Source organism: Glaciibacter superstes DSM 21135, from assembly GCF_000421145.1.
Taxonomy (GTDB): domain Bacteria; phylum Actinomycetota; class Actinomycetes; order Actinomycetales; family Microbacteriaceae; genus Cryobacterium; species Cryobacterium superstes.
This window is the reverse complement of record NZ_ATWH01000014.1, coordinates 77,826-100,822: the sequence shown is the minus strand read 5'-3', so window position 1 is coordinate 100,822 and position 22,997 is coordinate 77,826. Positions and strand designations below refer to the sequence as shown.

The 22,997-nt window shown below is 66.1% G+C and carries 17 protein-coding genes; 8 read left to right on the top strand and 9 right to left on the bottom strand.

All coding sequences use genetic code 11. The annotated features are described in order from the left end of the window. Window position 1 precedes the first annotated feature (1 nt). The 6 genes from K323_RS0118905 to K323_RS0118880 all read right to left on the bottom strand — a co-directional run bounded on the left by K323_RS0118905 (window position 2) and on the right by K323_RS0118880 (window position 7,499). Complete coding sequence (locus tag K323_RS0118905) at window positions 2-901, bottom strand: carbohydrate ABC transporter permease (protein WP_022886829.1); 900 nt, start codon at window positions 899-901, stop codon at window positions 2-4. Next, on the bottom strand, window positions 898-1,902 hold the full coding sequence (locus tag K323_RS0118900; RefSeq protein ID WP_022886828.1) for a carbohydrate ABC transporter permease: 1,005 nt from the start codon (window positions 1,900-1,902) through the stop codon (window positions 898-900). The genes K323_RS0118905 and K323_RS0118900 overlap by 4 nt, the downstream gene beginning before the upstream one ends. 2 nt (window positions 1,903-1,904) lie before the next feature. After that, window positions 1,905-3,257, bottom strand: coding sequence for an extracellular solute-binding protein (locus tag K323_RS0118895; RefSeq protein ID WP_022886827.1), 1,353 nt, complete (start codon window positions 3,255-3,257; stop codon window positions 1,905-1,907). A 54-nt stretch (window positions 3,258-3,311) separates the two neighbouring features. Next, complete coding sequence (locus tag K323_RS0118890; protein ID WP_022886826.1) at window positions 3,312-4,493, bottom strand: ROK family transcriptional regulator; 1,182 nt, start codon at window positions 4,491-4,493, stop codon at window positions 3,312-3,314. Window positions 4,494-4,600: 107 nt separating this feature from the next. Then, window positions 4,601-6,214, bottom strand: coding sequence for an N-acyl-D-amino-acid deacylase family protein (locus K323_RS0118885; RefSeq protein WP_022886825.1), 1,614 nt, complete (start codon window positions 6,212-6,214; stop codon window positions 4,601-4,603). Between the two features lie 4 nt (window positions 6,215-6,218). After that, a complete protein-coding gene (locus K323_RS0118880) occupies window positions 6,219-7,499 on the bottom strand; it encodes a type III PLP-dependent enzyme domain-containing protein (protein ID WP_022886824.1) in 1,281 nt (426 codons plus the stop codon). Window positions 7,500-7,655: 156 nt separating this feature from the next. Between K323_RS0118880 and K323_RS0118875 the strand changes: the two genes are divergently transcribed. The 3 genes from K323_RS0118875 to K323_RS0118865 all read left to right on the top strand — a co-directional run bounded on the left by K323_RS0118875 (window position 7,656) and on the right by K323_RS0118865 (window position 11,311). Continuing rightward, window positions 7,656-8,069: a RidA family protein gene (locus tag K323_RS0118875; protein WP_022886823.1), complete on the top strand. Its 414-nt coding sequence runs from the start codon at window positions 7,656-7,658 to the stop codon at window positions 8,067-8,069. Window positions 8,070-8,255: 186 nt separating this feature from the next. Continuing rightward, window positions 8,256-8,525, top strand: a complete 270-nt coding sequence (locus K323_RS0118870) for a hypothetical protein (protein WP_022886822.1) — start codon at window positions 8,256-8,258, stop codon at window positions 8,523-8,525. 74 nt (window positions 8,526-8,599) lie between these two features. Next, window positions 8,600-11,311: a DNA methyltransferase gene (locus tag K323_RS0118865; RefSeq protein WP_157509507.1), complete on the top strand. Its 2,712-nt coding sequence runs from the start codon at window positions 8,600-8,602 to the stop codon at window positions 11,309-11,311. 143 nt (window positions 11,312-11,454) lie between these two features. On the opposite strand, the gene K323_RS0118860 is transcribed toward K323_RS0118865, so the two are convergent. Next, complete coding sequence (locus tag K323_RS0118860) at window positions 11,455-12,381, bottom strand: LysR family transcriptional regulator (protein WP_022886820.1); 927 nt, start codon at window positions 12,379-12,381, stop codon at window positions 11,455-11,457. A gap of 187 nt (window positions 12,382-12,568) precedes the next feature. Between K323_RS0118860 and K323_RS0118855 the strand changes: the two genes are divergently transcribed. Next, window positions 12,569-16,258, top strand: a complete 3,690-nt coding sequence (locus K323_RS0118855) for a bifunctional proline dehydrogenase/L-glutamate gamma-semialdehyde dehydrogenase (protein ID WP_026851850.1) — start codon at window positions 12,569-12,571, stop codon at window positions 16,256-16,258. A 29-nt stretch (window positions 16,259-16,287) separates the two neighbouring features. On the opposite strand, the gene K323_RS0118850 is transcribed toward K323_RS0118855, so the two are convergent. Continuing rightward, a complete protein-coding gene (locus K323_RS0118850) occupies window positions 16,288-16,677 on the bottom strand; it encodes a type II toxin-antitoxin system VapC family toxin (protein ID WP_022886818.1) in 390 nt (129 codons plus the stop codon). After that, the gene (locus tag K323_RS29910; protein ID WP_022886817.1) at window positions 16,674-16,952 is read right to left on the bottom strand and encodes a ribbon-helix-helix domain-containing protein; all 279 of its coding nucleotides are present in this window, start codon (window positions 16,950-16,952) and stop codon (window positions 16,674-16,676) included. The genes K323_RS0118850 and K323_RS29910 overlap by 4 nt, the downstream gene beginning before the upstream one ends. Before the next feature lie 109 nt (window positions 16,953-17,061). Here K323_RS29910 and K323_RS0118840 point away from each other — a divergent pair, with 109 nt between their 5' ends. From K323_RS0118840 to K323_RS0118825, 4 genes are all read left to right on the top strand, one after another. Further along, window positions 17,062-18,084 carry a 3-oxoacyl-ACP synthase III gene (locus K323_RS0118840; protein WP_022886816.1) on the top strand — a complete coding sequence of 341 codons (1,023 nt, stop codon included), beginning with the start codon at window positions 17,062-17,064 and terminating at the stop codon, window positions 18,082-18,084. Beyond that, on the top strand, window positions 18,081-20,873 hold the full coding sequence (locus K323_RS0118835) for an alpha/beta fold hydrolase (RefSeq protein ID WP_022886815.1): 2,793 nt from the start codon (window positions 18,081-18,083) through the stop codon (window positions 20,871-20,873). Before K323_RS0118840 ends, K323_RS0118835 begins: the two co-directional genes overlap by 4 nt. Window positions 20,874-20,939: 66 nt before the next feature. Beyond that, window positions 20,940-21,908, top strand: a complete 969-nt coding sequence (locus tag K323_RS0118830) for an NAD-dependent epimerase/dehydratase family protein (RefSeq protein ID WP_022886814.1) — start codon at window positions 20,940-20,942, stop codon at window positions 21,906-21,908. Window positions 21,909-22,005: 97 nt separating this feature from the next. Further along, the gene (locus K323_RS0118825; RefSeq protein WP_051147433.1) at window positions 22,006-22,965 is read left to right on the top strand and encodes an MIP/aquaporin family protein; all 960 of its coding nucleotides are present in this window, start codon (window positions 22,006-22,008) and stop codon (window positions 22,963-22,965) included. Window positions 22,966-22,997 lie beyond the last annotated feature (32 nt).

The following is a 22,997-nucleotide window of genomic DNA, read 5'->3' as shown; positions in this document are numbered from 1 at the left end:
GTCAGCCCTTCACGCCGCTCAATGTGATGCCCTCGACGAATGTGCGTTGGGCGAAGAAGAAGATCAGCACAACCGGCACCAGCACCAGCATGGTCATCGCCATGGTCAGGCCCCAGTCGGTGCCATGCGAACCGCGGAACGTTGCCAACCCGTAGGAGACCGGCCACCATTCTGGGCTCTCCGACGCGTACAGCAGCGGGCCGAAGTAGTCGTTCCAGGAGTGGAAGAACAGGAAGATGCCGGCGGCCGCGATCCCCGGCTTTGCCATCGGCACGATCACCCTGGTGAGTACACCCCACTCGCTGCAACCGTCGAGCCGTGCGGCGTCCGCATACTCCTTCGGCACGGTCAGGAAGAACTGCCGCAGCAGGAAGATCGAGAAAGCATCGCCAAGCAGGTTGGGGAGGATCAGTGGCCAGAGCGTGCCGGTCAGGCCCAGTTCCGCCCACATCACGTAGACGGGGACTGCCGTGACCTGTGGAGGAAGCAGCATCGCCACGATGATCGCGAGAAAGATGAGGTTCGCCCCGCGAATCTTGATCTTGGCGAGCACGTAGGCTGCCGGCACCGAGGAGACCAGCATGAATGCGGTGGCCAGTCCCGAATAAAGTGCCGAGTTGCCGAACCAGCGTGCCAGCGGTGCCCTCTCGAACACCTCCAGATAGTTGCCCCACTCCCAGGTCTCTGGCCACAGGGAAGCCGTCAGCGTTTGGTTGCTCGACATCACAGAAGTGAGGAAGACGAAGACGACGGGCGCGATGAAGAGCACGGCGAGGGCGGTGAGCAGCACATGTTCGGAGATCCACACGAGGAGCGCGCCCCCGCGCCGTCTGGCACGTTTGGGCTGACGGACTGGCGATGGCGGCAGCGCCGGCGGTGTGCGGTCCAGGACGGCGGTCATGATGCCCCTTCCGGAGAGAATGCCTTGACTTTGCGCAGCAGCAGCACGAGGAAGACGGCCGCGACGATGAAAAGTAGTACGGCCAGCGCAGAGGCGTAGCCCAATTGATACTGGGAGAAACCGCGCACGTAGAGCCACTGGGTGTAGGTGAGGAGGGACCCGCCCGGGTATCCGAAACTGACGCTCGCCCCTTCGCCGACTGTCGCCTTGCCCGAGGCGACTGTTGAAGCGACAGCGGCCTCGGAGAAGTACTGCAACGCGGCGATCACACCCGTCACAAGGGCAAAGACCAGCACCGGCACGATATTCGGCAGGGTGACGAACCGGAACTGCTGCACCCCGTTTGCGCCGTCGAGTGAGGCCGCTTCGTACTGGTCACGGGGCACATCGAGTAGGGCCGCGAGGAAGATGATCATGATGTCGCCCATGACCCAGAGACCCAGCAAGAGCAGGGAGGGCTTCGACCAGGCCGGGTCGTTGAACCAGAGCGGGCCGTCGATGCCGACCCAACTGAGGACGAGGTTCACCGGCCCCGTGCCGGGATTGAACAGGAAGACGAAGGCGACGACGGATGCGACGGGTGGAACGAGGGCAGGCAGGTAGAACAACGTGCGCCAGATTCCGGAGGCGTGCTTCGCCCTGGCCAGCAGGCCGGCCACGAAGAGCGCCATGACGATCTTGACGGGAGCCAGGATCACGATGAACCACAGGGTGTTCAGTGCGGCCTGCCAGACCATCGGGTCTTTGGTGAACAGGTACTCGTAGTTGCGAAGTCCGATCCACTCAGGCGGAGACACCAGGTCGAACCTGGTGAACGAGTAGAAGACGGATGCCGCCAGCGGGTACACGAAGAACACCGCGAGTCCCAGCAGCGCCGGCGTCAGCATGGCAATGATCGACCAGCGCACCCGGGGCCTGTTCGGCCTGCCCGGCGGCGGGGCCGAGGCGGTGGAACCGGCAGGCACCACCGCCGGCTCCACCACCCTGTCAATCGCCGTCATCGTTACGGGGCTTCCATCAAGGCGAGGGAGTCGTCGATGTTCTTGTCCACCTGCGCCAGGCCTTCGGTGAGGTCTCCACCGTTCCCCGCCTGGTATTCGGTCCAGTAGTCGCCGAACACCTGCTGGTACGCGCCACCGTTCGGATTGGGCGGCGTGCCCTTGGTTTTGGGGTTCTGCGCGATGTCGATGAAGGTCTGGTACTGCTCGGTCACCTCGAGGTCTGGAGAGTTCAGCGATTCGGCGGTGGTGGGCAGGTTCTTCAGGCCGTTCGCCATGGTGACCAGCGCATCCGTGTCTGTTGACAGGAATTTCAGCAACGCCCAGGCGAGCTCGGGATTCTCGGAACCCTTGGCGATGCCCGCGATGTTTCCGGTAATGTACCCCGCGCCGTACAGATCAGCGAAGTCGTCGTGGGACGGGAACGGCGCGGTGCCGTAACGCAGCTCCGGCGCCTGGTCCGCAATGAACGCCGTGCGGTACTCGCCGTCGATCTGCATGGCGAGCTGCCCGGTGTGGAACGCGTTGTTCGCTGAGAACTCCTGGCCGAGGCCGGCGGTGAACGCCTGAAGCTTCTCGTAACCGATCTTGTCGACGAAGTCCTTCTGCCACTTCATCAAAAGCGGCCAGCCATCGTCAGAGCCGATGGCGCTGGTGCCATCCTCATTCAGCCACTCGCCGCCGACAGCGGGACCGAAGTGACCCGGGGAGTTCTCGTACATGCCCATGAACGGGTTGAAGCCCAGCGTCTTGATGGAACCGTCTTCGTTGTAGGTGGTGAGCTGTTCCGCGATCTGCTCCAGCTCGGAGAGAGTCTGCGGCGGTGCCGTGATGCCGGCCGCATCGAACATGTCCTGGTTGTAGTAGAGGGCGTTGACGTCGGAGAGCACTGGCATGCTGCAGCGCACACCGTCGTAAGCGGTGTAGTTCTTCACCGTGTCGGAGAAGTTGTCCATGTCGACGTCGTCGCGCTCGATGTAGGGTTCCAGGTCTCGGAAGGCGCCGCTTGAACAGAAGCTTCCGACCACGTCGGTCGAGTAGGAGAGGCCGACGTCGATGTTGCCGCCGGATGAGATCACCTTGCGCAGCTTCTCGTCATCCTGCCCGGTGTGCACCTCGACGGTGACCTCGGGGTTCGCGGCTTCGAAGTCGTCGACGACCGTCTGGATGACATCGGCTTCGCGATCAGAGAAGAAGTGCCAGAGGGAGACGGTTCCCTCGAGGGTCTTCGGTGCCGTCTGGGCGACGTCTGCCGAACCCTGTTCGCCGCCGGAACAGCCGCTGAAGAGGAGCGCCGCACTGGCGACGATCGCAAGTGGAATGAGCCCGCGCCGACGGAAGGAATGCTGTCGTTTCATGATGGAACCTCGCTGTTCTGGGTGGATGGATGGTGTGGAAGAGTCGCGACTCGGTCAGCGACCCGTGGAGACCTCGGCGAACAGGAGTTCCCTGAGGCGGTCTGTGAGGAGGTGGCTGGCGCCGCTCAGCACGGGGAAATCGGATACTCCCGCCGTGACGATGGTCGGATTCCAGCGGGTGTTCTCGGCTACGTGGGTGCGGACGAGGTCGGCGAGGAAGGTGCCGCCGGCATTGCCGATCGGCCCACCGAGGATGAGGATCTCGGGATCGAGGACCGCTAGCACGGGCGCGACGCCGAGTGCGATGCGGGGCGCCAACTCAGCGAGGACCGCGTCCCCGTCTGGGGACGCCTGGATGGCGAGGATCGTGTTGTCGAACGTCTGCGCCTGGATGCCGTGCCGGCGGGCAACCTGGGCAATGGCTTCGCCGCTGATCAGGTCTTCGAAGGTCTCGGCGGCCGGGTCGATGGCTGCCGCACGCCGCGGTGCTTCGAGATAACCGATCTCGCCTGCACCGCCGGTGGCGCCGGGATGGAGGGTTCCGCCGATGTCGACGGCGAGGCCGAGCCCGTTGCCGACCCAGAACAGCACAAAGCTACTGGCATCCCGTCCGGCGCCGGTCGCTCGTTCGGCGACGGCCCCGAGGTTGACGTCGTTGTGAATGAGGAGTTCGAGGCCGAGCGCGGACTCTAGTTCCTCGCGAATGTGCTGGCGCGGCCAGCCGGGCAGATCGTCGGTGAAGACCAGTTCGCCGGATTCAGGATCGACCGCGCCCTGGATGCCGACTGCGGCGACCCGGACGGCCTGCGCGTCTGCCCCCGCGGCCTTGCTGGCGCGCTTCACGGCCAGGCGGAGCTCGTCGGCGGCGCTGGGCGCGTGGTCTCCGCGCCCACGGTGTTCTTCGACGACTGGGCCGCTGTCACCGACGGCGTCGATCAGTGTCGAGCGCACGACCTCGGGTTGCACGTCAATGGCGACGCCCCAGGTGCGGCCGCGGCAGACGCCGTATGAGACGGCGTTCGGGCCCCTGCCGCCGGAGTGCGCGCCGGCCGGCTCGATCACGCCGATCGCCTCCAGGCGAGCGATCATCTGTGATGCGGTCGGCTTCGAGAGGCCAGACAGCTCGGCAAGCTGGTTGCGGGTGAGGGCACCGTGTTCGAGTAGTAGAGAGAGTGCGGCGCGGTCATTCGTCGCGCCCAGCCAGGCCGGCGTTCCCGGCAGCACCTTCGTCACCATGCGGCGTCCTCTTCCTCGTGGATCTGAGAACAGAACCTATCAGGAAAGTTTCCTATTAGTAAAGCGCTAAGGGAAGATCACTGCCTGGCCGGTCTTCGCGCTGCGTGTTACCGGCGGTCGAGTGGCGCATCCCGGCGCAGGGTGCACCCGGAGACGGCGGACGTGCGGCGCCCGCCGTCAATGGCGAGATCGCCGTTGACCATCACGTGGCTGATGCCCTCTGGCTGCTGGCGAGGTTTCTCGAAAGTCGCGGTGTCGCGTACCGACTCAGGGTCGAACAGCACGAGATCGGCCGCGAAACCTTCGCGCACGAGACCTCGGTCTGTCAGCCCGATGCGGTGCGCTGCCGAACCGGTGAGGTGTCGCACCGCCTCTTCCAGCGGCAGCACCCCGAGTTCCCGTACATAACGGGCGAGATACCGGGGAAACGTGCCCCAGCCGCGCGGATGCGGCCTATTGCCGACCAGGATGCCGTCGCTCCCGCCGGTGTGCCGAGGGTGACGCATCACCGACTGCACGTTGTGCTCGTGACCGACGTGCATCAGGATGCCGGTGGCCAGTTCATCGGCGAGCAGGATGTCGATCACGACATCCGTCGCCTCGCGGCCGGCGGACGCGGTGATCTCCGCGATCGTCTGGCCCACGTACGGCGCTAGTACGGGGTTAGCCACCCCCGCCACCTGGATGGCCGACCAGTCCGCGATCTCGCCGTGGAATCCGTCGGACCCCAGCACTTCGAACGAGGCGGCCAGCCGATCGCGGTCCTCGCCGCTTCGCAACCGATCCAGGAGCACGTCTGCCCCGCCGGACGCGAACCAGCTCGGCAGGAGGGCAGCAAGGGTGGTCGCTCCGGGAAGGTACGGATAACTGTCGAGAGTCAGGTCGACCCCGTCGCTGACGGCCTCGTCGATCATCGCCAGGAACTCAGGGGCAGCGTCGCGATTGGTTGCGAAGTTGAGCGTGGCGTGGGTCAGGTGCAACGCGCATCCGGTTCGCCTGGCAATGCCGATCACCTCGGCGTAGGCGTTGAGTGCGCCGACGCCATACGAGCGGGTGTGCGGGGCGTAGTACCCGCCATGTTCGGCGAGCACCGCGCAGAGCGCCTCGAGCTCGGCAGTGTCCGCATACATGCCAGGCACGTAGCTCAGGCCGCTCGACATGCCGACGGCGCCCGCGTCCAGCCCGTCGGCGAGCAGTGCGCGCATGCGTTCCAGCTCGACGCCGGACGACCGGCGGTCCTCGTGGCCGACCACCAGCATCCGCAGGTTGCCCTGCGGCACCAGGTATGCGACATTCGTCGGCACACCGCGGTCGAGCGTCTCGAGGTACCCGGCGACGGTTCGCCAGATCACGGTCCCGGGCGGAGGCATTCCATTCCAGCCCGCGATCTGGCGCTCGATCTGTGCCAGCGCCGTCTCGTCAACCGGGGCATAGGAGATCCCGTCCTGTCCGAGCACCTCGGTGGTCACGCCCTGGCCGAGCTTGGCCAGATGAGCCGTATCGGTCAGGACGGCGAGATCGGAGTGGGCGTGCATGTCGATGAAGCCCGGCGAAAGAACACTCCCGGTCGCATCGATCACCCGATCGGATGCCGTCGGCACCAGCTGACGCGCTCCAGCGATGCGTTCGACTCGTCCGCGCTGAACGAGCACGTCGGCGAGGTATCGCGGTTCGCCGGTTCCGTCGATGACGGTGGCTGCGCGAAAGAGGGTCGAGGCCACCGGTCTAGAACCAGGTCTCGACGAGGTTGACGACCAGTGGCCGTTCGGCATCCGCATCGTCGACGACGGGAACCAGCTTCCACTTGTCGAACGCCGTGCACGGATGCGACAGCCCGAGTCTGATGACGGAGCCGACCGGCAAGACGGCCGGACCGTCAGCTGCGCCAACGGGCTCGGTGAAGCGAAGGAAGCCATGCTGGTCGTTGAGTGCGGTGACCGTGCTGCCGGCGAGGAGCGTTGAGCTCTGCTCTGGATCGAGGCCGACGACGCGTTGCGCGGTCGGCAGGCCCTCATCGAAGGGAACATCACGCTTGCCCGCGTCGAACAGCGCCAATCCCGGTTCCGGGCGCGAGACGACCCGCACCCAGGCGTGCATCGCGGAACGGAACGGACGGGTGCCGACGAGAGTGCCCATCGGTGAGATCCCGCGGTAGAAGCCGTCGTCGTGCACCTGGAATGCCCCGGAGCGCAGCAGCAGCGTTGCCGCCCCGGCGATCGGCGTGAAGCGCTCGGCAACCCGGTCGAAGTATGCACTGCCGCCGGCGGTGACGATCGGCGTGCGCTCGCCGTAACAGCCGGCATCTGTCACCTGGGAGTGTAGACGCACGATCTCATCGAGATACACGTCAATCGCAGACAGGCCTGCAGAACCGCGATCGTGCGCGAGGGCGCCTTCGTAGCCGCCGACGCCGGCGACCTCGAGCTGCGGGGAAGCGGCCACCGCCTCCGCGATCCGCAGCGCCTCACCGGTGTTGCGCGCTCCGGTGCGACCGCCTGCCGCGCCGAGTTCGACGATGACGGCGACCGGCCGGTTCGCGCCGGCGTCGTCAAGGATCCGCGTCATCCGTTCGACGGTTTCGAGACTGTCGACCCACGACGTCACCTCGAGCGCCGGGTCGGCATCCTGTGCACGGGCAAGCCAGCGGAGAGCGACGGGATCTACGAGGGTGTTGGCCAGCATCAGCCGGGTGAATCCCAGTGAGTATGCGCGCTGCACCTGCCAGCCGGTGGCGAAGGTCATGCCCCACGCACCGGCGTCCAGTAGCTCCTGCCACAGCGCAGGTGCCATGGTGGTCTTGCCGTGGGGGGCGAGCGTCAGGCCGGCGCTGCGGAGCCACTCGAACATCGTGTCGGCGTTGCCGGTGAGCGCGCCGCGGTCGAGGGTGAGGAGCGGTGTCTGAAAGTCCCTGAGCTCACGCCCGTGCGCGAGGTACTCGGCGGTACGGAGGCCCCACGCCTCCGGAGGAATCGACTTGTATTCTGGGCTGAGGAAGACGTCTGACACGGAACTCCTTCCGCACGGCCTGTGGCCAATACGGGCAGGTCCCGTGGCCGCACGCCTGACCGCGCCGATACTGGCAAAGTAACCCGCCGTGACCTGCCCCGTCAAAGCGCGAGTCAGCGACAACAGCCGGCGACAACGATGAGAACGAGGATGCCCATGGCCACGAAGACCCGAATCCAGACCGACGGCGCACCGGCGCCCGCGCACACCTTTTCTCAGGGTGTTCGCTCCGGGCCGTTCGTGCAGGTTTCGGGGCAGGGCCCCGTCGACCCGGCGACCGGAGAGTACCTCTACGGCGGGGATGTCGCCGCGCAGACCACACGCACGCTCGAGAACGTGCGGGCGATCGTCGAGGCCTCCGGCGCGAGGTTCGACGATGTGGTGATGCTGCGGGTCTACCTGACCAAGCGTGAGGATTTCGCCGCGATGAACGACGCCTACGGCGAGTTCGTTTCTGCTTACTCGCCAAGTGGAGTGCTGCCGAGCCGCACAACCGTCTTCACCGGCCTGCCGCGCGAGGAGATGCTGGTGGAGATCGACGGCCTGGCGATCGTGTCGACCGACGGGTAAGTCACCACACCCGCGAACGGTCAGATCGGCGGGGTCCGTGCGGGTCAGGGACGGATGCCGCAATCGCGCCGTCCTCCACAGCTGATGCACTCAGTGGGTTGTGCACTTCCGCGTCTACCGGGCGACGGATGTCGCGGGCCCAGAGTAGTGTGGAGGCCACAACCGGCGATGAAAAAGGGGCAGGAAATGGGTGCAGGAACGAACGCGGCGCACGCCGACGACCGCACCCCGCATCAGGTCGCGCAGGAACGGGCGATGGGCGAGATCTCTGACGTGTTGCTCAACCTCGAGCACACCCAGACACGAGCAAAAAAGGCTCTTGCGCAGGTCAAGAAATCCGGCGGCCATCAGAACGTCGAACTCGCCCTGGCCGACGCGATCGAAGACATGGCCCGTACCCACAAGCGCCTGATGCAAGACACCTACTACGCCGGCGACTCACTGCGGCTGATCTAGTGCTGCGGTTGCTCTAGTGCCGGCGCGACCGGGTAGACGTTGGTGTCGGCGAGCACCGACGAGGGAGAGTGCGCGTGCGTAGCGGTTCAGAGATCCAGGCCGCACTCGAGAAGTTCGTCAAGAAGTGGTCGGGATTCGCCGGCACAGAGAAGGCCGAAGCCCAAACGTTTCTCAACGAATTGTTCGAGGCCTACGGCTCAGATCGCACCGCCGTCGGAGCGCTGTTCGAAGACTTCAAGTCGTCTGCGGGTTTCATGGACCTGCACTGGTCCGGCATTCTCATCGTGGAGATGAAAGGCCCGAATGTCGGCCTGGAGAAGGCTAAGGAACAGCGCATCCGCTATTGGCAGGAGTCATCGGATTCGAAGGAGAACATCCCGGCCGCGCGCTGGGTGATCGCCTGCAATTTCCGGGAGTTCGAGGTGTGGGAGCCGGGTCGGTTCCCCAACGAGCCGCGCATCCGGTTCAGCCTCCAAGAGCTGCCAGACCACTACGACTCGCTGCTTTTCCTGCAGTCGGACGCTCTCGATCCGGTGTTCTCCGAGCACCGCCGCGAGCTGACGGCGGATGCCGCACGGCACATCGCTGAGCTGTACACCTCGATGGCCGACCGTTCGGCCGCGCCCATCGACGAGATCCACCGCTTCACCATGCAACTCGTCTGGTGCCTGTTCGCCGAAGATCTCGGAATGCTCGAAGGCTACCCGCTGCAGAACACCGTTGATGCGCTATTGGCCGAGAAAGACCCGGACTCCGCCCGCGACATCGGCTACTTGTTCAACCTGCTCAACCAGAAGGGCGACCACAACCGCAAGGGCCGCTACGCCGGAACCCGCTACGTCAATGGCGAGCTCTTCGCGAAGCCTGCGGCCGTCTACCTCAATCGTGACGAACTCCTGCACCTGCGCGGCGCAGCGGAATTCAACTGGCGCGAAGTCAACCCCACGATCTTCGGCTCGCTGATGGAAGGTGTGCTCGGTGATGAGCGCCGCAGCGAGCTCGGGGCGCACTACACGCACGAGGCCGACATCATGAAGATCGTCACGCCCACGATCGTGCGGCCCTGGCGCGAACGCATCGAAGCAACGACGACACCCGCCGACGCACGTGCGTTGCTCAATGAGCTGTGCGCTTTCACCGTGCTCGACCCCGCTTGCGGCTGCGGCAACTTCCTCTATGTCGCCTATCGCGAACTCCGGGGGCTCGAATTCGAGATCAAGCAACGGATGACGCGGCTCGCGCAGGAAACTGGCATGCCTGAACGGGGGGGGCAGCTGCCGTACTACCCACTCGCGAACATCCGTGGAATCGAGATCGAACGCATCGCCGTGCTCATCGCGCGGGTCACGCTGTGGATGGGCCACCGGCAGATGGTCGAACGGTACGGACCGGCAGAACCGGTTCTCCCCTTGGTCGACCTGTCCGGCATCCGCGCGGCAGATGCACTGCGCATGGACTGGCCGGAGGTCGACGCGATCATCGGAAACCCGCCGTTTCTTGGGTCGCAGTTGTTGCGCGCAAGTCTCGGCGGCCCGTATGTCGAGTGGCTGAGCAAGAGTTTCAGCGTTGGAATTCGTGACCTCTGTGTCTACTGGTTCCGCCGCGCGCAGGCGCAATTGAAGCCCGGTCAGCGCGCCGGTCTGGTCGGCACGAATTCGATCATGCAGAACCGCGGCCGCGAGGCCTCACTCGACCACATCATCGCGACCGGTGGAGTGATCACGGATGCCGTTTCCACTCAGAAGTGGCCGGGCGACGCGAAGGTGCACGTGAGCATCGTGAATTGGGTGAAGCAGCCGGACGTCGAGCCGACCGAGTTCGAGCTCGACGGTGAGCGGGTGGCGGGGATTACGTCGTCGCTGACGGCTGGGGCCAGTGATGGATGGGCACCGGTCGCGTTGCCGGTGAATAGGGGCAAGGGCTTCCAAGGGCCGATCCCAGTCGGTAAGGGGTTCGTACTCACCGACGTCAATGCCTCAAGGCTCCTGAAGGACGGCGAGAACCGGTCGGTGATTCGGCCTTACCTTGACAGCGACGACATTAATGACCGGGCTGATCAGTCACCGGGCCGCTGGGTGATCGACTTCGGCAGTATGCCGCTCGAGCAAGCTGGAAAGTTCCCCGAGGTGCTCGCGATCGTACGTGCGAGCGTGAAACCAGAGCGCGACACGAACAGCGATCCCGGATTCAAATCGAAATGGTGGCAGTTCGGTCGGCCCCGCGTCCCAATGCGAAAGGCGCTGGCGCCATTAGCGCGTTACGCGGCAGTTGGTCGTCACGGAAAGCGCATGGGAATCACTTGGGTTGAGCCATGGACGATGGCAAGTGACGCCACCAACGTCTTCGCCTTTGACGACGACTACAGCATGGGTATCCTGCTGTCGCGGGCGCACGACGCGTGGGCGTGGGCGCGTTCGTCCACACTCGAAACCCGCCTTCGATACACGCCTACGACGGTCTTCGAGACGTTCCCCTGGCCAGACCCGGTGACGGCGGAGCAGCGCGCGGCCGTCGCCGCGGCATCCGTCGCCCTCTATGAGCGTCGCAGCGCACTCTGTCTCGACCACAGACTCGGCCTCACCAAGCTCTATAACCTGATGGACGATGGCGCCTTCACTGATCTCGCGGCGTTGCACAAGCGGCTCGACGAATCCGTCGCCGCGGCGTACGGCTGGCCGAAGTCGATCGCGCAAGACTCGGCGCAGCTCGTCGTCCGTCTCACCAGCTTGAACCGAGAGATCGCCGAGGGCAGGCGCACCTACTCGCCGTTCCCCACGCCTGCGTAGCTCCGAAGACCCACGCGTGCGGTCAAATCGTCGGTTTCAGCGCTCAAACCGACAATTTGACCGCACGCGTGCGCGCAATGGGTTCAGCGAGCGCACCCCAGCACCCAGTGCCCAACGGCACGGGGCAACCCGAAAGGGCGCGCTCAGGTGCCGGCGATGACGGCGGGCGACAACGCAACCAAGGCAACAGCTCGACTGAGCGCATCGCGCACCGCCAGCACTCCGGGGCGACCGGCGCTCGAGCGCCTCGCGGCAGTGAACACCGTGCGGTGCGGGTTGTCTGGCAGTGCGCGCAGTCGCACCGTTGGCTTCTGCCCTGCCCAGACCAGGTCTGGCAGGATGCCGACGGCATTTCCCGACTGGATCAGACGGATGTGGGCGACCAGGTCCGCCGTCTCGAACCGCACGTCCGGTTCGAACCCTGCCGACCGGCACAGCTGCGTCGCCCACTGCCGCGACGCGGTTCCCAGCGGCTCCATCACCCACGGCACCGCGGCAGCATCCTGCAGCGTCGCCGCGGTGAGCCGCCCCACGTTCCTCCGCGGAACCGCGAACCTGAGCGCATCCGTCGCCAGGTTCACCCGGTCGAGGTCCGGCAGGTGCGCCCTGGTGTGACCGGGGTACTGCTCGGCGATCACCAGGTCGAAATCGCGCGCCGACACCTCGAACAGCCCGGCCTCCGGCTCGCGCTCGGTGATCTCGACCCGCAGCTCTGGGAACTCGTCGGCCAACAGCGTCAGGGCCTGGGGAATCACGGCGTGCGCGGCCGACTGGAACACGGCGACACGCACCGTGCCAGAGACGGTGGTGACGGATGCCGCCACCTCGGCTTCGGCCACCTCCAGACGGTCGAGCAGGTGGGTGGTGTGCGCCACCAGGATCTCGGCCTGTGGCGTGAGCTGCACGCGGCGTCCGACCTTCTGGAGAAGCTCGACCCCCGCCTCCTTCTCCAGCAGTGAGAGCTGTTGCGACACAGCAGACGGGCTGTAGGCGAGTGCCTCCGCGACCCCGGCGAGGGTGCCGCGGATCTTCAGTTCGCGCAGCAGTCGCAACCGCCTGACATCCAGCATCCGTTCACCCGTCCTCGCGCCGTGCCTCGCCACTTGATACATCAGCAACTCTAATCAATATCCTTCAGAAAGAATCGCTTTTGCTAACGAACTGCAGACTGCACACTGAGAGTGGATTCCTCCTCCAAATGGTACTGGCTGCGTTGAATTCAGGAGCCAGAGCGAACGGAAGACTACCCTCGTGACCATGACCAACCCCCTCACCCCCGACCTCCAGGCCGGTGCCGCGCCGACAGAAGATTTCAGCGCAGAAGTCATCGCCCTCGTGCGCAAATGGCTAGCACAGAGCCAGGAGATTCCGGCGGATGCCGCCGCAGAACGCCTCGCCGGCGTGCTGAAAGACCCGAACGGTCTTGACTTCACGGTCGGATTCGTCGATGGCGTCATGCGACCGGAAGACGTGATGGTCGCCGGTTACAACCTGCAGAAGGTCGCCAAACTGGTGCCGGCCTTCCTGCCCTGGTACATGCGCGGGGCGATCTGGCTTGGCGGCGTGCTCGGCCCGGTCATCCCCTGGGTGGTCATCCCGGTGGCTCGCAGGGTGCTCCGCCAGATGGTCGGCCACCTCGTCGTCGACGCCACACCGGCCAAGCTCGGACCGGCGCTTGCGCACCTGGCGGAGTCGGGCAACCGGCTGAACATCAACCTGCTCGGCGAGGCCGTTCTCGGCGAGAAGGAGGCACTCCGCCGCCTCGAGGGAACCCGCGCCCTGCTCGAACGTGACGACGTCGACTACGTGTCGATCAAGGTCTCCGGGGTCGCCAGCCAGCTCTCGATGTGGTCGTTCGACGAGGCCGTCGACCGGGTTGTTGAACGTCTGACCCCGCTGTTCCGGCTGGCCGCCGCGAGCCCGACGTCGAGGTTCATCAACCTCGACATGGAGGAGTACCGCGACCTCGACCTCACCGTCGCGGTCTTCGAGCGCATTCTCGACCAGCCGGGGCTCGAGAACCTCGAGGCCGGAATCGTGCTCCAGGCCTACCTGCCAGACGCGCTCGGCGCCCTGCAGGGACTTACCCGCTGGGCACAGGAGCGTCGGGCGACCGGTGGCGCGCCGATCAAGGTGCGCGTCGTCAAGGGCGCGAACCTCGCCATGGAGCACGTCGACTCCGCCGTGCACGGGTGGCCGCTCGCCACCTACCCCACCAAACAGGAGAGCGACACGAACTACAAGCGGGTGCTGAACTGGGCGTTCACCCCGGCGAACACGGATGCCGTGAAGATCGGCGTCGCCGGCCACAACCTGTTCGACGTGGCATACGCGCACCTCCTCGCGAAGAAGCGCGGCGTCAACGATCGGGTCGACTTCGAGATGCTCCTCGGTATGGCCACCGGCCAGGCAGAGGCGGTCAAGAAAGACGTCGGCCGACTTCTGCTCTACACGCCGGTCGTGAACCCTGCCGAGTTCGACGTCGCGATCAGTTACCTGATCCGTCGCCTCGAGGAGAACGCCAGCCAGGAGAACTTCATGTCTGCGGTGTTCGAACTGACCAGCTCCCCCGCGCTGTTCGCCCGCGAGAAGCAGCGTTTCCTCGCGTCCCTTGAAGCCCTCGACTCATCCAGCATCACCGTGCCCGCCCCGAACCGCACGCAGGACCGCTCCGCCGCCTCCGAGTTGCAGTCGGCCGTCACGACGCCGCGGAATTCAGCCCGCCCAGAGCCGGTTCAGGATGCCGCGGAAGATGATGATCCGCACTTGACGGCCTTGGTGCTCGGCATCCGCCGCGGTTCAGGGTCGCGTGACGAGGCGCCCGCGAACGAATCGGATGATCTCGAACAGACCACGCGGCCCCGGCTGCCAGAAGCATCCGTTGTTCTGTCCGGCTTCGACAATGAGCCGGACACCGACCCGGCGCTGCCGGCGAACCGTGCCTGGGGCCGACGCATTCTTGGCCGTGTCGCTCAGTCACAGCTCGGCGTCAACACGGTCGCCTCTGCCCGAATCGACGACGCGGGCATTCTCGACCGCGTCGTCGACACCGTCGCACGCAGCGGCAACGAGTGGGGTCAGAAGACCGGTGCCGAGCGCGCCGCGGTGCTGCATCGCGCAGGCCTCGCGCTGGCGGCAAACCGCGATCGGTTGATCGAAGTGATGGCGGCCGAGACCGGCAAGACCATCGCGGAGGCAGATCCAGAGGTGAGCGAGGCGATCGACTTCGCGCACTACTACGCCGAGCGCGCCAAAGACCTCGACTCCGTGCAGGGCGCCATCTTCGTACCGCCGAAGCTCGTTGTCGTCACCCCGCCGTGGAACTTCCCGGTCGCCATCCCGGCCGGCGGTGTACTCGCATCGCTCGCGGCCGGCGCCGGCGTCATCATCAAACCGGCCAAGCTCGCGCAGCGCACCGGCGCCATCATGGTCGAAGCACTCTGGGAGGCGGGGATACCCCGTGAACTGCTGGCCCTCGTCGATCTCGCCGACCGCGATCTCGGCACGCGACTCATCTCGCATCCGTCGGTCGACCGGGTCATCCTGACCGGCGCTTACGAGACGGCGCAACTGTTTCGCAGCTTCCGGCAAGACCTTCCGCTCCTGGCGGAGACCAGCGGCAAGAACGCGATCATCGTCACACCGAGCGCCGACATCGACCTCGCCGCCGCCGACGTGATCAAGAGCGCGTTCGGCCACGCCGGCCAGAAGTGCTCAGCCGCGAGCCTGGTCATCCTGGTCGGCTCCGTCGCCAAGTCGGAACGGTTCCTGCGCCAGCTGACGGATGCCGCGACCTCGCTTCAGGTCGGCTACCCCGCCGATCCAGCGAGCCAGATGGGCCCGATCATCGAGCCCGCGAACGGCAAGCTGCTGCACGCGCTGACCACACTCGGCGCCCAGGAGAGCTGGCTCGTTGAACCCAGGCAGCTCGATGAGAGCGGCAAGCTGTGGTCGCCAGGCATCCGCACCGGTGTCGCTCCCGGCTCGTACTTCCACCTCACCGAGTTCTTCGGCCCGGTGCTCGGGGTCATGCACGCCCGCAACCTGGAGGAAGCCATCCGGTTCCAGAACGCGGTCGACTATGGGCTCACCGCCGGCCTGCACTCCCTCGACGCAGACGAACTCGACGAGTGGCTCGGCTCTGTTGAAGCCGGCAACCTCTACGTGAACCGCGGTATCACAGGGGCCATCGTGCGACGGCAGCCGTTCGGCGGCTGGAAGCGCTCGTCTGTGGGTGCGGGAACCAAGGCCGGTGGCCCGAACTACCTGTTCGGCCTCGGCAACTGGGTCACCGATCCGGGTAAGAACAGCGCAACCCTCCACCTGCGCGGGCTCGAACAGAGCGTGACAGACCTGATCGAGGCATCACAACCGTCGCTCGAGTACGCCGACTTTGACATCCTTCGTCGGTCAGCGCTCAGTGACGCGATCGCCTGGAACGACGAGTTCGGTGCGGTGAGAGACGTCTCGGCCCTCGGCCTTGAGCGCAATGTCTTCCGCTACCGGTCGTTGCCGGTCACGGTGCGACTCACCGAAGACGGCACGCTGTCGCACCTGTTGCGCGTGATCGTGGCGGCGACGCTGTCGAAATCACGATTTGTGGTGTCGAGCGCTGTGCCGGTGCCGCCCGCTGTTCGGAACCTCCTCGATGAGCGGGAGATCCCGGTCACCGTCGAGAGCGACGCGGAGTGGTTGAAGGGTGCCGCTCTGGGCAGAATCACGACCAGCAGGGTGCGCATTGTCGGTGGAGACCGGTTCGCCGGCGCGGCGGCAGCGGCATCCGCTCTCGCCACGGCGCTCGGCGGAAGCCCTGATATCGCGGTGTACTCACACCCCGTCACGCAAGCCGGGCGGGTCGAGGTGCTGCCGTTCCTGCGGGAGCAGGCGATCTCGATCACCGCTCACCGCTTCGGCAACCCGAGCACCCTCTCCGACGACGTGATTTAAGGCGACGTGATCTGAGCGCATTCCTTGAATCAGTAGGGGGCGCGGAGGCCCGGAAACATGGGGAAGTGTTTGACGTTGAGAGTGAGCAGCCGAGCCCCGGTACGGATGGTTGTGGCCGCGATGGCAAGGTCGGCGCCGTCGATGCCGCGACGGCTGGGGAGCCATCTCCTGCCCAACGCGCCGGCCTCCTCCGCAACATCCGCGTCAACGAGGTGCCAGACGAGGGTCGACAGCAGCAGCCGGGTTGCCTTCTCTTCGCCCGCCCGCATTCCGGCGAGAACCTCGAGCCGCGTCATTTCGCTGGAGTGAAGCGGCGCAGCGAGTCGTTCCCGCTCAAGAGTCTCGGCAGCGCCCCGGTGGCCGCGCAAGTAGTCGATCAGCACCGATGTGTCGACGAACGCCGGTGATGTCGCGCTCACGAGTTGCGGCTCGAACCTTCCGCCGGCTCGGAACCGGGCAGGCGCGATCCCGAGCGCAGCTGGTCGACCCAGGCGCTCCCGCCCTGCTCCCGCTCCTCCCACGACCCGAACGCGGCGCGCATGGCGGTCAGGTCGTCATCGGCGGAGCGTTCGACGCCATAGACACTCTGCACGGCAGTGCGGATGAGCGAGGACATCGAGCGTCCGGAGTGGGCCGACGCTGCATCCAGCGCTCGTCGCTCGTCATCCGTCAGCGAGATCTGCGTGCGTTTCATGATGTAACATTACATCACAAGTTCCCGTTCGGACAATACCCAGCGTCCTAAGGCGGATAATCAAGGGTGGGGCATCCTCACAGCCCGCATAATTCGACAGGGGGTTCCGTTGAACGGAAACGCCACGACGAGGCACAATAACGTTGCGCTGCTCGCGGTCGCGAGCACCATCGCTCCCCGCATCACGACATCGCACGAGATCGACCAGCAGCTGGCTCCGGTGCTCAAACGGCTCAGGCTTCCGCAGGGACTGCTCCAGCGAGTGGCTGGAGTGCACGAGCGCCGCAACTGGGACGACGGCCAGAAATTCGACGACGCAGCGGTATCGGCCGGAAAGAGGGCCTTGCACGAGGCGGGAGTCGAGCCCGGCCAGGTCGGACTGCTGATCAACACGTCGGTGACCCGCAAACATCTGGAACCCTCCGTGGCGGTGCGTATTCACCACGGCCTCGGCCTTCCGTCGTCTGCCACCAACTTCGATATCGCCAACGCCTGCCTCGGCTTCGTCAACGGCATGACCCTGGCCGGTCAACTCATCGACTCCGGCCAGATCGATTACGCGGTGGTCATCGACGGAGAAGACGCCGACGACATCCAGGTCAACACGATCGAACGCCTGAGCAATGGTGAGATCGGTCGCAAGGACTTCATGAGCGAGTTCGCCAGCCTCACGCTGGGCTCCGGGGCGGCGGCGGCCGTGCTGGGCCGTGCCGACGCGCATCCGTCCGCCCATCGGATGCTGGGCGGCGTCACCCGCGCGGCCACCGAGTTCAACGCCCTCTGCGTCGGCAGCGTCGACGGTATGTTCACTGACGCGAAGGCCCTCCTGAAAGGCGGCATGCAACTCGTCGTCTCGGCCTGGACAGAAGCGAAACGCGACTGGGACTGGTCGAACATGGACCGCTACATCTTGCATCAGGTCTCCGACGTGCACACCAATGCCATCCTGAAGGCGACGCACATGGACCGTTCGCGAGTTCCGCTCACCTATCCGAAGTTCGGCAACGTCGGTCCGGCGTCGATCCCGATCACCCTTGCCGACGAGGCGAAGAGCCTGAAGAAGGGCGACCGCGTGCTGTTGATGGGCGTGGGCTCCGGCCTCAACACGGCCATGATGGAAATCGCCTGGTGACCTCCCGCCTCCCGCGCACGGCCAGCACGCCCGCTGCCGCCACACTCCCGCTCGCCGGGCTCGCCGGACTCGATCCGGCGTTCTCGCGACTGGTGGAGGTGCCGGAGCGCAGCAGTGCGACCGGTGTCACACGCACCTGGCACGTACTCGACAACGGCGCTGAACTCGAGCGGCGCGGCGTTCGACCGACCGGCACGATCCTGTGCGTGCACGGCAACCCCACCTGGTCGTACCTGTGGCGCCGCCTACTGACTGCGGCGACGGATGCTACAGCTGATGCGAGAACGGAAGCTGCGGCGTGGCGGGTGATCGCCGTCGATCAGCTCGAGATGGGGTTCTCCGAACGCACCGGCACCCCGCGGTCTCTCGCGACGCGCGTGCGCGACCTCACGGACTTCACCGACGCCATCGATCTAAGCGGCCCCGTCATCACCCTCGGACACGATTGGGGCGGAGTCGTGTCGCTTGGCTGGGCCGTCGATCATGCACCACTGCTCGCGGGCGTCATGCTGCTCAACACGGCCGTGCACCAGCCGGAGGGCAGCCCGATTCCTGCGGCGCTCCGACTGGCGCTGCGGGGCGGAGTGCTCGGCCCGGCAACCGTCAGCACGCCGGCGTTCCTTGAGACGACACTCGCCCTGGCGCATCCGTCGCTTTCGACTGAAGTCAGGAACGGGTTTCGCGCTCCGTATCGCGGCGCGGCGCGGCGCGGCGGAATCGGCGCGTTCGTCGCCGACATCCCCGTCGATTCAGCGCACGAGAGCGCACCGGAACTCGATCGGATCGCCGAGAGCGCTCGAACCCTCGCCGTTCCCGCGCTGCTGCTCTGGGGCCCACGCGACCCGATCTTCAGCGATCGCTACCTCGATGACCTGGTCGATCGGCTGCCCCAAGCCGACGTGCACCGCTTCGAGGGCGCCGGGCACTTGATTGCCGAAGACGTCGACTACCCGCCGGTGGTGCTGGGCTGGCTGGGTGAGCGCGTGGGCGAGCGTGCGTCGCTGGCTGAGACCGCCGGGACTACCGAGACCGCCGAGACCGTCGAAACAGAAGTGCCGCGCCTCCCGCTCTGGCACTACCTCGAAGAGCTGCAGGACAACTCTGGAACGGCGCTCATCGAGATGGCTCCCCCAGGTGGTCGACGGCCTCGCGTGGTCAGCTGGCGGCTGCTGTCGAGGCGCGTGCGTGAGATCGCGGCGGGTCTCATCGGCATCGGCGTGAAGCGGGGCGACCGCGTATCGCTGCTCGTGCCACCGGGTGCCGATCTGACCGCGGTTCTCTACGCGTGCCTGCGAATCGGAGCGGTCGTTGTCGTCGCCGATGCCGGACTCGGACTTCGTGGGCTGACCAGGGCAGTGCGTGGCGCCCGCCCAGACCACGTCATCGGCGCGCTGCCTGGTCTGCTCGCCGCTCGCGCGCTGGGCTGGCCTGGTCAGAAGATCTCAACGGTGCGCCTGTCGCCCCCGCTCGCCAGCGCGCTCGGCGTCTCATTTACGCTCGGCGATATTGCCGGGCTCGGCAGGTCGTTCGATGAGGCGCTTCCTGCTCGCCCCGATGTCGACGAGATCGCCGCCATCCTCTTCACCTCAGGGTCTACCGGACCGGCAAAGGGCGTCGCGTACACCCATGCGCAACTGTCGGCGCTGCGTGACGCGCTCGCCGTGCAGTACGGAATCGGGGTCGGCACCGGGCTGGTCGCGGGGTTCGCACCCTTCGCGCTCCTCGGGCCCGCACTCGGCGCAACGTCGGTGACCCCAGACATGGACGTGACCAGTCCGCGAACGCTGACCGCGGCATCCGTCGCGCAGGCGGCCCTGGCTGTGAACGCCACAGTCGTTTTCCTCTCTCCGGCCGCACTCACGAACGTGGTCGCGACATCCGTGTCACTGACGACAGCGGATCGGCGTGCCCTGGCCGGCGTGCAGACCTTTCTCTCTGCCGGGGCGCCGGTGTCAGAACGGCTCCTCGGTGAGGCCGCAGCGCTGATGCCGGGCGCCACCGCCCACACCCCGTACGGGATGACCGAGGGTCTGCTCATGACAGATATCACCCTCGACGGGATTCGGGCGGCGCTCGGTGCCGACAAATCCAGCCATGCTCGCACTGACCCGGACAGCACTGACCCGGACAGCACCGACCCGGGCGGAGTCTGCGTCGGCGTTCCCGCCGCCACGACTCGAGTGCGCATCAGCGCGCTCGATGAGAACGGTGAGGCAACCGGTCGGCCTGACGAGGTTCCCCACGTCACCGGGGAGATCGTGGTCTCTGCACCGCACCTGAAAGACCATTATGACCGCTTGTGGCTCACCAACCGGGAATCAGCGCGGGGTACGGCGCCCGGTCAGCGGTGGCATCGCACCGGCGATGTCGGCCACCTCGACGACGTGGGCCGATTGTGGGTGGAAGGCCGCCTGCCCCACGTGATCACGAGCCCTGACGGCGTCGTCACGCCGGTCGGTTTAGAACAACAGATCGAAGCCGTGGGCGGTATTGAGCGCGCCGCTATCGTCGGGGTCGGCCCGGTTGGAACGCAACAGGTGGTGGCAATCGTCGAAACCACACCGCGCGAGCGTCGCGCCAGATTTGCCACTGCCAGATTTGCCACTGCGAGCCTCGCCTCTGCCGACCTCGCCAGCGTCGTGCGGGGAGCAGTCCGGCACCCGATCGCTGCGGTTCTCGTCGTGCCACGATTGCCGACAGACATCCGTCACAATTCGAAGATCGACCGCACCCGCCTGGCCGGCTGGGCCGGGGGAATTCTCTCCGGCGGACGGATGATTCGGCCGTGAGGCCAGAGGCGTGAGGCCAGAGGCGTGAGGCCAGAGGCGCGAGGCCAGAGGCGCGAGGGCAGCGGCATGAGAGTGCTGGTCACCGGTGCGAGCGGCCTCCTGGGGCGTTCCGTTGCCGAGGCAGTGGTGGCGGCCGGCCACGAGGTACGCACGTTCCAGCGGCGGCCGTCGGGGGTTCCCGGAGCCACAGATTCGCTCGGGTCGGTGACCGACCGCGCGGCCGTGGCTCGCGCCGCCCTTGGCATGGATGCGATCGTGCACCTCGCCGCGAAAGTGTCGCTGGCCGGCGACCCGGCGGAGTTCGACCTCGTGAACGTCGGTGGCACACGAGCGGTGATCGATGCGGCAACGGATGCCGGCGTGCGCCGCCTCGTCTACGTCTCCTCGCCGTCGGTGGCTCACGCCGGGGCATCCATTGTTGGGGAGGGCGCCGCTGTGGCAGATCCCGGCCTTGCCAGGGGAGACTATGCGCGCACGAAGGCCGAGGCCGAACTCCTCGCGCTCGACGCGGACTCGCCGCGGCTCAGGGTCGTCGCCGTGCGGCCGCACCTGGTCTGGGGTCCAGGAGACACCCAGCTCGTGGCTCGCATCGTCGACCGGGCTCGCTCCGGACGCCTGCCGCTACTCGGCCACGGGGCCGCGCTCATCGATACGACCTACATCGACAACGCGGCATCCGCCATCGCCGCAGCGCTTGAGCGAGTCGACCATGTGCACGGGCGCTCGTACGTGGTCACCAATGGTGAGCCGCGGCCGGTGGCAGAATTGCTGGCCGGAATCTGCGCGGCGGCCGGTGTTCGCGCCCCGGCCTGGCGGGTGTCGGCCGGGCTCGCCAGGGTCGCCGGATCCGCGATCGAAGCGGTGTGGCGCATCCGACCGGGTGCCGACGAGCCGCCCATGACGCAGTTTCTGGCCGAGCAGCTTTCGACGGCACACTGGTTCGACCAGCGGCAGACCCGCGCCGACCTGAACTGGGCTCCCGCGGTTTCGCTGGATGAAGGATTTCGACGCCTCGCAGCATCCTTCGCGCGCTGAGGCGACACCCCCATTGTGGAGGGTGGCCCATTGTGGAATGAAACGGGCAGGCGTACGGTCAGTTCACAGGAAACCATGTGGTGACGAGGAGGTTCTCATGAGCGACATTTCTCCACTTCGGAACGCGGTGCGAAACGGCAGCGGACTGAAGCGATTAGGCGGAACGTGGGGGGAGGCGCTCGCCGAGTTCCTCGGAACATTCGTGCTGATCGCCTTCGGTGACGGCGTGGTCGCCATGGCCGTCGCCGGCTTGCCGGGTTCAGGCCGTACCGCCGACCCGACGACGATCTTCCAGGGCGCAGGCGACTGGCTGCTGATCGCCTGGGGCTGGGCATTCGCGGTGGCGTTCGGCGTCTATGTGGCCGGCGGCGTCAGCGGTGCGCACATCAACCCGGCAGTGACCCTCGCTTTCGCGGTCAGGCGCAAGTTCCCCTGGCGCAAGGTTGGGCCGTACATTATCGCCCAGGTGCTCGGTGCGTTCGTCGGCGCGGCCTTGGTCTATTTGCTGTACTTCGATGCCATCAACGCCTTCAACGACGCGCTCGGCACCACGAGGACCGACCCGGACGGCAACGTGACGTTCTCGATCTTCGCGACATTCCCCGCCCCGTATTTCGAGGGGAACATGATCATTCCGCTCGTCGACCAGATCGTAGGCACGATGTTCCTGGTGATGATCATCGTGGCCGTTGTCGACATGCGCAACACCGCGGTGAAAGCGAACCTTGGTCCACTCGTGATCGGCTTCGCCGTCGCCGCGATCGGAATCTCGTTCGGTGCGAACGCCGGATACGCGATCAACCCCGCGCGTGACTTCGGGCCGAGGGTGTTCGCCTGGTTGGCCGGCTGGGGTGATGTCGCGATGCCCGGCACGGTCGAGGGCTCATTCAGTTGGTATTTCTGGGTGCCGATACTCGGGCCGCTGATCGGTGGAGTGATCGGTGTGCTGCTCTATGACTGGTTCATCGGCGACATCCTGCACGCCCGCGGGCCGAAGCTCGAACCCGCTGGCCGCACGCGCGAGGAGCCGGTGGCGGGAACCACTGACGACGAGTAGCCCGACGAATAGACCGTGCGTCATCCGTCTTC

Excerpts from the sequence above, each read along its gene's own strand:
- K323_RS0118860 (WP_022886820.1), bottom strand. The coding sequence starts at position 12,381 with ATGCTGGATGTCAGGCGGTTGCGACTGCTGCGCGAACTGAAGATCCGC.
- K323_RS0118870 (WP_022886822.1), top strand. The coding sequence starts at position 8,256 with ATGGGTGCAGGAACGAACGCGGCGCACGCCGACGACCGCACCCCGCAT.
- K323_RS0118895 (WP_022886827.1), bottom strand. The coding sequence starts at position 3,257 with ATGAAACGACAGCATTCCTTCCGTCGGCGCGGGCTCATTCCACTTGCG.
- K323_RS29910 (WP_022886817.1), bottom strand. The coding sequence starts at position 16,952 with ATGAAACGCACGCAGATCTCGCTGACGGATGACGAGCGACGAGCGCTG.
- K323_RS0118890 (WP_022886826.1), bottom strand. The coding sequence starts at position 4,493 with ATGGTGACGAAGGTGCTGCCGGGAACGCCGGCCTGGCTGGGCGCGACG.
- K323_RS0118830 (WP_022886814.1), top strand. The coding sequence starts at position 20,940 with ATGAGAGTGCTGGTCACCGGTGCGAGCGGCCTCCTGGGGCGTTCCGTT.
- K323_RS0118855 (WP_026851850.1), top strand. The coding sequence starts at position 12,569 with ATGACCAACCCCCTCACCCCCGACCTCCAGGCCGGTGCCGCGCCGACA.
- K323_RS0118900 (WP_022886828.1), bottom strand. The coding sequence starts at position 1,902 with ATGACGGCGATTGACAGGGTGGTGGAGCCGGCGGTGGTGCCTGCCGGT.
- K323_RS0118825 (WP_051147433.1), top strand. The coding sequence starts at position 22,006 with ATGAGCGACATTTCTCCACTTCGGAACGCGGTGCGAAACGGCAGCGGA.
- K323_RS0118905 (WP_022886829.1), bottom strand. The coding sequence starts at position 901 with ATGACCGCCGTCCTGGACCGCACACCGCCGGCGCTGCCGCCATCGCCA.
- K323_RS0118875 (WP_022886823.1), top strand. The coding sequence starts at position 7,656 with ATGGCCACGAAGACCCGAATCCAGACCGACGGCGCACCGGCGCCCGCG.